The organism is Pseudoxanthomonas sp. LjRoot206 (assembly GCF_056175725.1).
Window position 1 is genome coordinate 42,051 of the sequence record NZ_JBGFFI010000008.1, and the last position, 11,750, is coordinate 53,800.

9 protein-coding genes are annotated in these 11,750 nt (G+C 69.0%); 3 read left to right on the forward strand and 6 right to left on the reverse strand.

Going from position 1 to position 11,750, the window contains the following annotated elements:
• Positions 1 to 1,359: a metalloprotease PmbA gene (gene pmbA, locus AC04MD_RS19705; RefSeq protein WP_475498904.1), complete on the reverse strand. Its 1,359-nt coding sequence runs from the start codon at positions 1,357 to 1,359 to the stop codon at positions 1 to 3.
• 98 nt (positions 1,360 to 1,457) lie between these two features.
• Here pmbA and yjgA point away from each other — a divergent pair, with 98 nt between their 5' ends.
• Positions 1,458 to 2,012, forward strand: a complete 555-nt coding sequence (gene yjgA, locus AC04MD_RS19710; protein ID WP_475498905.1) for a ribosome biogenesis factor YjgA — start codon at positions 1,458 to 1,460, stop codon at positions 2,010 to 2,012.
• 136 nt (positions 2,013 to 2,148) lie between these two features.
• Here yjgA and tldD read toward each other — a convergent pair whose 3' ends face one another.
• The 4 genes from tldD to AC04MD_RS19730 form a co-directional block, all read right to left on the reverse strand.
• The gene (tldD, locus tag AC04MD_RS19715; RefSeq protein WP_475498906.1) at positions 2,149 to 3,591 is read right to left on the reverse strand and encodes a metalloprotease TldD; all 1,443 of its coding nucleotides are present in this window, start codon (positions 3,589 to 3,591) and stop codon (positions 2,149 to 2,151) included.
• A 58-nt stretch (positions 3,592 to 3,649) separates the two neighbouring features.
• Positions 3,650 to 7,486 (reverse strand): YhdP family protein, encoded by a 3,837-nt coding sequence (locus AC04MD_RS19720; protein ID WP_475498907.1) that lies wholly within the window; start codon positions 7,484 to 7,486, stop codon positions 3,650 to 3,652.
• 105 nt (positions 7,487 to 7,591) lie between these two features.
• Positions 7,592 to 9,079 (reverse strand): ribonuclease G, encoded by a 1,488-nt coding sequence (gene rng, locus AC04MD_RS19725; RefSeq protein WP_475498908.1) that lies wholly within the window; start codon positions 9,077 to 9,079, stop codon positions 7,592 to 7,594.
• Between the two features lie 12 nt (positions 9,080 to 9,091).
• The gene (locus AC04MD_RS19730; protein WP_475498909.1) at positions 9,092 to 9,688 is read right to left on the reverse strand and encodes a Maf family protein; all 597 of its coding nucleotides are present in this window, start codon (positions 9,686 to 9,688) and stop codon (positions 9,092 to 9,094) included.
• A 158-nt stretch (positions 9,689 to 9,846) separates the two neighbouring features.
• Between AC04MD_RS19730 and AC04MD_RS19735 the strand changes: the two genes are divergently transcribed.
• Together AC04MD_RS19735 and AC04MD_RS19740 are read left to right on the forward strand one after the other, a co-directional pair.
• Positions 9,847 to 10,593, forward strand: coding sequence for an SIMPL domain-containing protein (locus tag AC04MD_RS19735; protein WP_475498910.1), 747 nt, complete (start codon positions 9,847 to 9,849; stop codon positions 10,591 to 10,593).
• A gap of 211 nt (positions 10,594 to 10,804) precedes the next feature.
• The gene (locus AC04MD_RS19740; protein ID WP_475498911.1) at positions 10,805 to 11,473 is read left to right on the forward strand and encodes an energy transducer TonB; all 669 of its coding nucleotides are present in this window, start codon (positions 10,805 to 10,807) and stop codon (positions 11,471 to 11,473) included.
• Between the two features lie 64 nt (positions 11,474 to 11,537).
• Here AC04MD_RS19740 and AC04MD_RS19745 read toward each other — a convergent pair.
• Positions 11,538 to 11,750 (reverse strand): integrase core domain-containing protein (locus tag AC04MD_RS19745; protein WP_475498912.1); only part of this gene is annotated, 213 nt, incomplete at its 5' end.

Sequence of the window (11,750 nt, forward strand, 5' to 3'; positions counted from 1 at the left end):
CTACTCGCCCGCGACCGTCATCCGCCCGACCAGGATGGACCCGACCCCGACATGGGAGCGGCGATCGACATCGCGGCCCACGGCTTCGATACCCGAGAAAATGGCCTTGAGGTTACCGGCGACGGTGATGCCGTCCACCGGGTAGGCCAGCACGCCGTCCTCGACCCAGAACCCGGCCGCACCCCGCGAATAGTCGCCGGTCACGCCGTTCACGCCCTGCCCCATCAGCTCGGTGACCAGCAGGCCGGTGCGCATGCCCGCCAGCAACTCCTCCAGACCACCCGCATTGGCCTTGACCTGCAGGTTGTGGACGCCGCCTGCATTGCCGGTGCTCTGCAGGCCGAGCTTGCGCGCCGAATAGCTGCCCAGCACGTAACGTTCCAGCACGCCGTCGCGGATCAGGTGGGAGCGTTTCGTCGCCACGCCCTCGGCATCGAAGGCGGCCGAGCGCAAGCCGTGCGGCAGCAACGGCAGCTCCTCGATGGCGAACCAGTCCGGGAAGATGCGCTGGCCGACGTGGTCGAGCAGGAAGCTGGCCTTCCGGTACAGCGCGCCGCCGGAGACTGCCCCGAGCAGATGGCCGACCAGCGAGCGCGCGATTTCCGCCGAGAACAGCACGCGGTACTCGCCCGTCGCCAGCGAGCGCGGCTGCAGGCGCGACACCGTGCGCTCGGCGGCCTTGCGGCCGATCGATGCCGGATCGTCCAGTTCCAGGTGCGACAACGCCGTGCTGTACCAGCCATCGCGCTGCATGCCGTCGCCCTGGCCGGCGATGAGCGCGCAGCCGATGGTGTGCTGGGTCTCGCGCTCGCGGCCGATGAACCCGTGCGAGTTGGCGTACACCGACAGGCTTTCGCCACTGCCGACGGAGGCGCCGTCGGAGTTCTCGATGCGCGCATCGGCATCGCGTCCCGCCGCTTCACAGGCCAGCGCCAGGTCGACCGCGTGGTCCATCTCCAGCGCCCACGGATGCCATACGTCGAGATCGGGGAAATCGGACGCCATCAGCGCCGCGTCGGCCAGGCCGGAGGCGTCGTCGTCCTCGGTGTAGCGCGCGATGGCGCAGGCCTGCACCACCGTGGCCTCCAGGCTCTCTTCGCGCAGGTCGGCGGTGCTCGCGCTGCCCTTGCGCTGGCCGAAGTAGACGGTGACGCCGATCCCGCGATCGCGGGTGGACTCCACCGTCTCCACGTCGCCCAGACGCACGTTGACGTTGAGGCCGGTTTCCTCGCTGCAGCTTACTTCGGCCTGGGTGGCGCCATGGACGCGCGCGCGCTCCAGCAGGCGCCGGGACAGCGCCTCCAGGCGGTCGAGCCGGGCGAGGCTGTCGTCGGAAGAAGTCAGGGCGGTGGCGTTCAATGCTTTATCCTTGTGTCCTGTGATCCGCGCCCAGGCGCAGGATCGGTATTAGTCCAGGCCCCCGCGCGACGCAGCGGGAGCGAGAAAGAGGCTTCACCATGCGCGGACGCGACCCCGAAACCGGCGAATTCTTCAGTCCCAGCCGTACCCAGCAACGGGGCGAAGCGCTGGAGATCCGCAGCCTGGCCGAGAAACTGGTCGCGCTGCCGGCCGCACAGCTGGCGCGCCTGCCGATTCCCGAGGACCTGATGCCGCATATCGTCGAAACGCAGCGCATCACCTCGCACATCGCGCACAAACGCCAGCTGCAGTTCCTCGCCAAGCAGATGCGGCGCGAGGAAGACGAGGTGCTGGAAGCGATCCGCGATGCGATGGACGAAGGCGGCGAAGCGGCGCGCCGCGAGACCGCCCTGCTGCACCAGGCCGAACAGTGGCGCGACCGCCTGCTGGCCGATGGCGACCAGGCGCTGGCCGACCTGCTGGACGCGTTTCCCACCGCCGACCGCCAGAAGCTCCGCCAACTGGTGCGCAACGCGATCGACGAAAAAGCGAAGAACAAGCCGCCGCGTGCCTTCCGCGACCTGTTCCGGGAGCTGCGCGAGCTGCTGCTCTCGTCCGATGCCAGGGACGCTGACGAAGACGACGCACACTAGCCCCTCTCCCACCGGGAGAGGGGTTGGGGTGAGGGTGCGGCGGAGTCCATGATGCGCCTGCCGCGTGGACTCCGCCGCACCCTCATCCGCCCTGCGGGCACCTTCTCCCGGAGTGAGAAGGAGAGCACTGGGCGGCTCACGCCTTCGTGCCGCCCACCGTCAGGCCTTCGATCAGCAACGACGGCTGGCCCACGCCGACCGGCACGCTCTGGCCGTCCTTGCCGCACACGCCGACACCCTGGTCGAGCGCCAGGTCGTGGCCGACCATCTTCACCTTCTGCATGGTCTCCGGGCCGTTGCCGATCAGCGTGGCGCCCCTGACCGGCGCGGTGATGCGACCGTCCTCGATCAGGTAAGCCTCGGTGGCGGAGAACACGTACTTGCCGCTGGTGATGTCGACCTGCCCGCCGCCGAAGTTCACCGCGTACAGGCCTTTCTTCACCGAGCGGATCATGTCTTGCGGGTCGTGCTGGCCGGAGAGCATGTAGGTGTTGGTCATGCGCGGCATCGGCAGGTGGGCGAACGATTCGCGGCGACCGTTGCCGGTGGGCGCCACGCCCATCAGACGCGCGTTGTGGGTGTCCTGCATGTAACCGACCAGCACGCCATCCTCGATCAGCGTGGTGCAGTTGGTCGGCGTGCCTTCGTCGTCGATGTTGAGCGAGCCGCGGCGACCCGGCAGCGTGCCGTCGTCGACGATGGTGACGCCCTTCGACGCGACCTGCTGGCCGATGCGACCCGCATACACGCTGGTGCCCTTGCGGTTGAAGTCGCCTTCCAGCCCGTGGCCGACGGCCTCGTGCAGCAGCACGCCCGGCCAGCCGCTGCCGAGCACCACCGGCATCACGCCGGCCGGCGCATCGATCGCCTCCAGGTTCACCAGCGCCTGGCGCAAGGCTTCGCGTGCGAGGTCTTCCGGCTTGCCGTCGGCGAACAGCTCGGCATAGCCGTAGCGTCCACCCATGCCGGCATACCCCGATTCGCGGCGGCCGTTCTGCTCGACGATCACCTGCACGTTCAAGCGCACCAGCGGGCGCACGTCGGAGGCGAGCACGCCGTCGCTGCGCGCGACCAGCACGGTGTCGATACCGCCGGACAGGCTGACGGTGACCTGCTGCACGCGCGCATCGGCCGCACGCAGGAAGCGGTCGACCGCACGCAGCGCGTCGACCTTGGCGTCGTTGCCCATCGCGTCGATGGGATCGTCGCCGGCATACAGGGCGCGACCGCCGCTGCGCACCAGCGCGCGCGGCGCATGCGCCGCGCCGTCGCGGGCGATCGCACGTGCGGATTTCGCCGCACCCAGCAGCGCTTGTGCATTGATGTCGTCGGAGTAGGCGAACCCGGTCTTCTCGCCGGAGATCGCGCGCACGCCTACGCCTTGCTCGATCGAGTGCGCACCGTCCTTGACGATGCCGTCCTCGACCGTCCAGCTCTCGCGGCGGGCGTGCTGGAAGTACAGGTCGCCGAAATCGATGCCCGGACCCAGCAGCGTGCCGAAGGCGCGGTCGAGACCGGACGGATCGAGGCCGGCAGGCAGGAGGAGGCGGGTTTCGGCGAGCGAGATGGGCAGGGTCATGTCATTACCATGGGGGCGGAACCGGGTCGCGGCAAGCGCCGCCCCGGGCCCGCGCGCGTCAGGGGGCGCCGGCGCGGCCGGTGTGGTCTTCGTCGTTGCGTGCACGCGACTGCTCGCGCCCCACCACTTCGACCTTGGGCGATTTCCAGGGGCCGGTAACGCGGTAGGTCTTGGCGCCCATTTCCGCCAGCGGCTTCTTCAGCACGGCATTGGCCACCGCGCCCACCGCGGCGCCGATGGGACCGCCGGCGACCGCGCCGACGGCCGTGAGCACGTTGGCGGATTTCGGCTTGACGTCGACGGTCTGGTCGAACTGCTCGCTGCGCAGGTCGGTGTCGCCGCGGATCGCGATCTCGGCCGCGGGGCCATCGATCAGCAGGTTGTCGCTGCGTGCCAGTCCGGCGCCGACGCGGATATCGCCGTCGATGCGGTTGAACGCGAAGCCCTTCGAGAAGAAATCGCTGAAATCGAGCATCAGCCGGCGCCGCACCTCGGCCACGCTGAGCAGGCCGAGTACGCGCCCTGCACCCGGCTCGACCTCGAGCAGATGGCCGTCGCGTACGGCGAGTTTCATGCTGCCCTCCAGCGCGGCCAAGCGGAAGGCCGCCGGGCTGCCTGCCCAGCCTGCATCGGCGGAAACCTGGCCGTGGCCGCCGCCGACGCGGTCGCCCAGTCCCAGATCGTCGAACAGCACGCCGAAGTTCTCGCTCTTCACCTCGGCCGCGAAACGCGTGCGCGCCGCAGTGCCGGTGCCGGTCCATTGGCCGTGTACATCGATCTGCTGGCCGGGCGAACGCAGCTGCAACTGGTCCACATACAGGCCGTCGGACTGCTGCCGCGTGCGCAGCTTGGCCGTGCCCAGCCGCGCATCGCCGAAGCGCAGGTCCTCGACGTCCAGCGACAGCGGCGGCACCGCCGCCGGATCGATGTCGTCGGTGGCGCTCCGCGCGCCCGCATCGCCGGCCGCGACGCCACCTGACGGCGCCTTGCGCCAATGCACGCGCGCCAGCTTGCCGGCGATCGGCGCGCCCTTCGCATCGGGCACGAGCAGGGCCCCGGACAATGCCTCGCCGTCCAGCGACACCGCCAGCGCCTGCTGTGCGGGCGCAAGTTGCAGGCGCGTATCGGGAAACACGGAGCCGATCATCAGCAGCCGCTCGGCCGTGACGTCGATATGGCGCAGCGACAGGCCGTCGCCTTCACCGCCACCACCGCGCGCGACGGCAATCCATTCCATCGCATCCAGTGCACCGGTACGGCCGGTGGCGACCAGGCCCGACGGCGGCGGCGCGCTCTTCACTTCGTCGCTGCCCAGCACCACGCGCACGCCGGTCTCGCCGTTGGCATTGCGCGCGCGCAGCGCCAGCAGATCGCCGAACGCGACGTCGATCTCGCCGCTCCCCATCGGCAACGGTGCACGCACCGTGGTCGCCAGCGGTGTCGCCGCGGCCTTGCGCATCGGCGCCGGCAGGCTCATTGCGGTGCCCACCAGGTCCGACGTCAGGCTGAGCTGCGTGGGCGGTGCCACCGCGCCGGCCGGCGTGCGCGGAATCGTGACGCCCACGGTCCAGGACGAACGACCGTCCATATAGGGTTTCAACCACGCCATCTCGGGCGCACGGTCGAGCAGGCGGTCCGCGTCCACGACCGCGGCCAGGTCGGCTTCGAAGGCCTGGTTGCGATCGCGCACGCCGCTGCCGGCGCGCAGCCCCAGCACGCCCGGCTGGCCGTCGTGCACGACCTGGAGCGGCGCGGATGCGAAACCGCCATCGTCGTACTTCGCCTTGCCGCGCACGTTGTCGAACACCAGGTCCCAGCGCGTCTCGGACAGCTGCGTGCCTTTCAGATCCACGGTGCCGGACAGTTTCTTGCGCGCCTGCTCGTCGGCATGCAACGGCTGCAGCAGGTCGAAGGTCGCCGCGACCGGCCCCTTGGCCTGCAGGTGGTCCAGCGTGTCGCCGTAGGTCTTGTGCAGCGGGCTCTGCCGCAACAGTGCGAGCAGGCGGCCGGCATCGGTGTCGGTGCGCGCGGTGATCTTCAGGTCGCCGTCGCCGAAGTCGGCGATGCCGGCCTGGAATGCGGGAATCGCCACCCCGGCGAGCGCACCACGCCCCTTCAGCCCGAAACCGTTGCCGATGAAGGCGATGTCGGCGTCGACCTGTTCCAACTGCGGCCATTCCGGCTGGAACTTGAACTGTCCGTGTTCGATGCGCGCCACCGCTTCGAAGCGACCGTTGTGGTCGGTGAACGGCCAGTCGTCCAGATCGCCGCTGACGATCGCGCGCCCGTTGCGCACGGTGCCGCCGATCAGTGCGCCGTTGAGCCAGTCGACCGCCGCCTTCGGCATCTTGTGGTGGATCCAGAAGCCTTTCGCCACCGGCACCGGCGCGTCCGCCAGATCCGCCGCCAGGTCGATCCACGGCCGCGTACCGTCGCCCTGGAACCACATGCCACCACGCACGTCGGCGGCGTATCCCTTGCCTTGCACATGCAGCGCGCTGGTACCTACCCGCCAGCCAGCGCCCTCACGCCAACCCAGCACGTCGCCCTGCAGGCGCACGTCATGCACCACGGCGAAGCCGCTGGGCCAGTCGAAGCGCATTGCGGACGCGGGATCCAGCTTCAGCCGGAAGCCATCGGCATCGCCATCGAAGTCACCGGCCAGACCACTGAGCCCGGGCGCATCGCCCACGGCCCGGAACGAGATGTCGCGCAGCTGTCCTTCCGCGTGCAGCCCACCGTCCTTGCGCCCGGCCAGCTCCAGCCGCGCCAGGCGCGCGCCCGGCCGTGCCTGCACCAGCCAGCGCCGCAGGCCGGCATCGACCTTGTCGCTGAGGCCCAGCACGGCGAACAGCGGCGCCGCATCCACCTGATCGGCCAGCAGGGCGTAGCGCTCGCCACCCGCGATCACCAGGCCATCGAGCGTCGGCACGGCCGGCGCCGTGCCGACGCGCAGGTGGGGCGCATCGAGCCGCCAGCCGCCCGACACCAGTCGCCAGCGCAGGCGGCCTTCCATCTGTTCGAACGCGATGCGCGTCGGCGCCGCGGACTCCGGCAACGGCGCTCCCTGGAGCCCGACGTGGCGCAGCCGAGCATCGGCGGTCACCAGCACCACCCGGTGCTGGCGCAGTTCCGTCCATGCCTGCACGCGCCCGTTGCCGCGCTCGGCCACCACGCCGGCATAGCGCAGCAGCGGCGACCACACGCCGATGTCGTCCGCCGATACGTCGAGGTAGGCGCGTCCGTCGCCGGCCTTGCGGTCGAAGTCGACCGCCACGTTCAGCGGCGCGGCGTCCTTGCGGATCCACGCACGCGTGCCCGCACGGACACGGTCGCCATCGACGCGCAGGCGCAGGTCGATCTCGGGCAGTCGGATATCCCAGCCCAGCGACGGCGCGACGATCGCCAGCTTGCCATCGATCACCTGCAGTTCGCCCAGGCCCTCCAGGCTCCGCAGCGGATCTTCCGTGGACTGCTGCTGCCCGGGCAGGCCGCGCACCGCCCACTTGCCGTCGTCGCCGCGCTGCAGCGTCAGCGACAGGCCACGCAATCGCAACTCGGTGAACGAGCGGCCGGGCAGCAGGCCACCATACATCGACACCAGCACCTCGGCCTGGCCGATGCGCACGCCATTGTCGCCCTCGCCCAGGCGCAGGCCATCGAGTTGCAGCAGCGGCCCGCGACGCGTCCATTGCGTCTTCACCGCATCGAAGGCGACCGGCCGGCCCGCGCGCTCGCTGAGCCACGCCGCGACGCGGTCCGGATGCCGCTCGGCCAGCGGCAGCACCTGGCTGGCGATGCCGAGCACCACGGCCATGCACACCAGCACCACCGCGATGCCATAGACGGCACCCCGGCGGGCCAGGCGCAGGCGGCGGCGCAGCGGCGTGGGCATCAGCTCGCTGCGCTCGCCGGGATCGGGGATTGGGGATGGGGGATTCGGAAAAGCAGGCCGCGGCGGAGCCTACGAATCCCGAATCCCCAATCTCCTATCCCGGCCTCAAAGCAGCACGACATCGAACTGCTCCTGCAGGTATTGCTCGTCCGCCTGGAAACGGATCGACTTGCCCAGGAACTCCTCCAGCTCGGCCACTGCCGTCGACTCCTCGTCGGTGATGCGCGCGACCACTTTCGGCGAGGCGATCACCAGCAGGCGCGCGGCTTCGAACTGGCGCACGGCGCGGGTGATCTCGCGGAAGATCTCGTAGGTCACGGTTTCGGTGGTCTTGATGCTGCCGCGGCCGCTGCATTCCGGGCACGGCTCGGACAACTGGCGGGCCAGGCTTTCCACCGTGCGCTTGCGGGTCATCTCCACCAGGCCGAGCGGCGAGAACTCGTACACCGTGGTCTTGGCGTGGTCCTTCGCCAGCGATTTCTCCAGCGTGCGCAGCACCTGGCGGCGATGCTCGGGATCATCCATGTCGATGAAGTCGATGATGATGATGCCGCCGAGGTTGCGCAGCCGCAGTTGGCGCGCCACTGCCTGCGCCGCTTCCAGGTTGGTGCGGTAGACCGTCTCTTCGAGGTTGCGCTGGCCCAGGAACGAGCCGGTATTCACGTCGACCGTGGTCATCGCCTCGGTCTGGTCGATCACCAGGTAGCCGCCGGACTTCAGCGGCACCTGCTTGTCCAGCGCGCGGCCGATCTCGTCCTCGACGCCGTACAGGTCGAAGATCGGCCGCTCGCCGCCGTACAGCTCGATGCGTTCGGCCAGCACCGGCATGTACTTGGCGACGAAGGCCTGCAGGCGTTCGTGGGTTTCCTTGGAGTCGACCTTGACCTTCTCCACGTCCTTGCGGATCAGGTCGCGCACCGCACGCAGCGGCAGGCTGAGGTCTTCGTACAGGATGCTGCACGAGGGCGATTCGCGGCCACGCCGCTCGACCACGTTCCACACGCGCGACAGGTAGGCGATGTCCTCGGCCAGCGCCTCGGCCGGCTGGCCTTCGGCGTTGGTGCGGATGATGTAGCCGTGGCCGCCATGCAGGCCGGCCAGTTCGGTGACGACCTGCTTGAGGCGATGGCGCTCGGCCTCATCCTCGATGCGCGCCGACACGCCGATCACCTTCGACTGCGGCAACAGCACCAGGTAGCGCGATGGAATGCTGATCTGCGTGGTCAGGCGCGCGCCCTTGCTGCCGATCGGGTCCTTCACCACCTGCACCACGATGTCCTGGCCGTCGCGCAGCAGGTCCATGATGGGAGCGGCCGGCGGCGCGGGCAGCGGCGCCTCTTCGCCCTCGACCACCGCGCCCGGCGACGAGCGCACGATGTCGTTCGCATGCAGGAACGCGGCGCGGTCGAGACCGACCTCGACGAAGGCGGCCTGCATGCCGGGCATCACCCGCTGCACCTTGCCCTTGTAGATGTTGCCCACCACGCCGCGACGCCAGCCGCGCTCGATGTGCAGTTCCTGCAGCATGCCGTTTTCGATCACCGCGACGCGCGTTTCGCGCGGAGTGACGTTGACCAGGATTTCTTCCGACATGGGGTCCTTCCCTCAGGCTGACGCGGTGGCGGCGGATGCCGATGGATGGATGCCGAAGTCGCGCAGCAGCTTCGAGGTTTCGTGCAGCGGCAGGCCCATCACCGCCGAGTAGCTGCCGGCCAGGCGGGTGACGAACTGTTCGGCGCGTCCCTGGATGCCATAGGCGCCCGCCTTGCCCATCGCCTCGCCGCTGGCGACGTAGGCGGCGATCTCGTCCTCGTCCAGGTCGGCGAAGCTGACGTCGGTGACCACCAGCGCCTGTGCTTCGCGCGAGGCACTGACCACCGAGACGGCGGAGACGGCCTGGTGCGTGCGCCCGGACAGGCGGCGCAGCATGGCGGCGGCATCGGCGGCATCCACGGGCTTGCCGAAGACCTCGTCCTCCAGGATCACCTCGGTGTCGGCCCCCAGCACCACGGCGCCCGGGGTGGCGACGACCTTCAGCAGGCCGGCACCCGCCTTCTCGCGGGCGACGCGGCGGACGTAGTCGGTGGCGGGCTCGTCGGGCTGGCGGTGCTCGGGGATGTCGAGATCGATACGCCCGAAGGTCAGGCCCAGGCGGGTCAGCAGTTCGGCGCGGCGCGGGGATTGGGAAGCCAGATAGAGCATCGCGGAAGAATAACCCGCGGCGCCTGACTGAATGATCGCTGATGCCGGCCGGGTCCACCCAACCCTGCGCCAGATCACGGCGCGTTCATGTCATCGTGAACACCCTGCGCGTCGTCGACGACCGGGTGCCGCATCACCCAACACGAAAAGGAGATCCCATGCGCCTGCCCCTGCTCCGCCCCTTGCTGCTCGCCCTGACCCTGTCCCTCGGAACCACTGCCGCCATGACCTCCTCCGCCCAGACCCTCGCCAGCGTTGGTGCCGCCCTGCCGGAAGGCACTCTGCTCAACGTGTCGGCGCAGGCCGAGGCTTCGCGCGTGCCGGACATCGCCTCGATCTCCGCCGGCGTCGTCACCCAGGCGGTCGACGGCAACACCGCGATGCGCCAGAACAGCGAGCAGATGGCCAAGGTCGTGGCCGCCATCAAGGCGGCCGGCATCGCCGACAAGGACGTGCAGACCAGCGGGATCAGCCTCAATCCTCAGTACCGCTACGCCGAGAACGAAGCCCCCAAGATCACGGGCTACCAGGCCAACAACACCGTCAGCATCAAGGTCCGCGACATCGCCAAGCTGGGCAAGGTGCTGGATGCGCTGGCGGGCGTGGGCGCCAACCAGATCAACGGCCCCAGCTTCGAGATCGACAACCCGGAGCCGGTCTATGACGAAGCCCGCTTGGCCGCGCTGAAGAAGGCCCAGGCCCGTGCCGAGACCTATGCCAAGTCACTGGGCCTGAAGGTGCGCCGCATCGTCAGCATCTCCGAGGGCAACGGTGGCTTCCGCCCGATGCCGATGATGGCGATGGCCAAGATGGAAGCCCGCGACGCCTCGGGCGCCCCGCCGGTCTCGCCGGGCGAAACCACCGTCTCGATCAACCTGGACGTGGTGTTCGAACTGGGCAAGTAAGGTCCACGCCGACGTCATGAAGACGGCGCCCTCCGGGGCGCCGTTTTTCGTTCCGAGGCGGGATCCCAGGACTACGCCGAAGGTCGAAGCCCACCCCCTCTTGCGCGCGCCATCCGCCGGAGTACAGTCTGGAACTGCGGCGCGGGGACGTTGCAACCCCACTTCCTGCGGCCGAGCGTTGTTCCGTTCACAGCCCCCAAGGAGGTGGATCATGGTTCGCGCACTACCCCACGGTTCCGATACCCGCATCGACATCGGCCGCATCGCCGCCATCGCGGCCGCCATCGCAGTCCACGCCGCCGCCCTGCTCATGCTGCTGATGCCGATGGCGGCACCACCTCTCGCCCTGCCTGCAAAGCAGAAGACCATCATCGAGTGGTACGAGAAGGAAAAGATCGAACCCAAGCCCGTCGAAGCCGAAATCGTAGAAAAGCTGAAGCCCAAGCCGGTCGAGCCGAGCCCGGTGGTGCGACCCGTCGAGGACAAGCAGATCGTCGACGTTCCGATCATCGTGGACATGGGCAGCGAACGCGCGGTCGATACCCCTGCGCCCGTGATCGACGATGGCGGCCTGGACGGCACGACGCTGGGCACCGGACCGCTGCCATCGGCAACGCTCGAATACGTCCGCGCGACATCCCCGCGCTATCCGATCAATGAACTGCGCAGCGGCATCGAAGGAACGGTCGTCCTGCGGGTACTGGTGGACATCGACGGCAAGCCCGCCGACGTGACGATCGAAACCAGCAGCGGCAACCGCAATCTGGACAGGGCCGCCCTTCAGCACGTGCTGAAGACATGGCGCTTCAAGCCGGCCATGCAGAACGGACAGGTCGTGCAGGCCTATGGCCTGGTGCCGGTCGCTTTCAGCCTGCAGTAACCGCCGCGACGCGCGAAACGCAGAAGCCCGCGGCAGTTCCTACGAAAAAGTGGACACCAATTCTCTAGCGGCACTGCTCGAACTCCACCGGTGATCGATAGCCAAGCGCCGAGTGCAGGCGCTGGTGGTTGTAGAACTGGATGTAGTCGTTGACGGCCATGCGCAGCGAACGATCACTGTCGAAGCGGTGGCGGTGATACATGTCCGACTTCATCGACTTGTTCCATGACTCCATGTGTGCGTTGTCGTTCATGCGGCGCGGCCGGTTGACCGACTG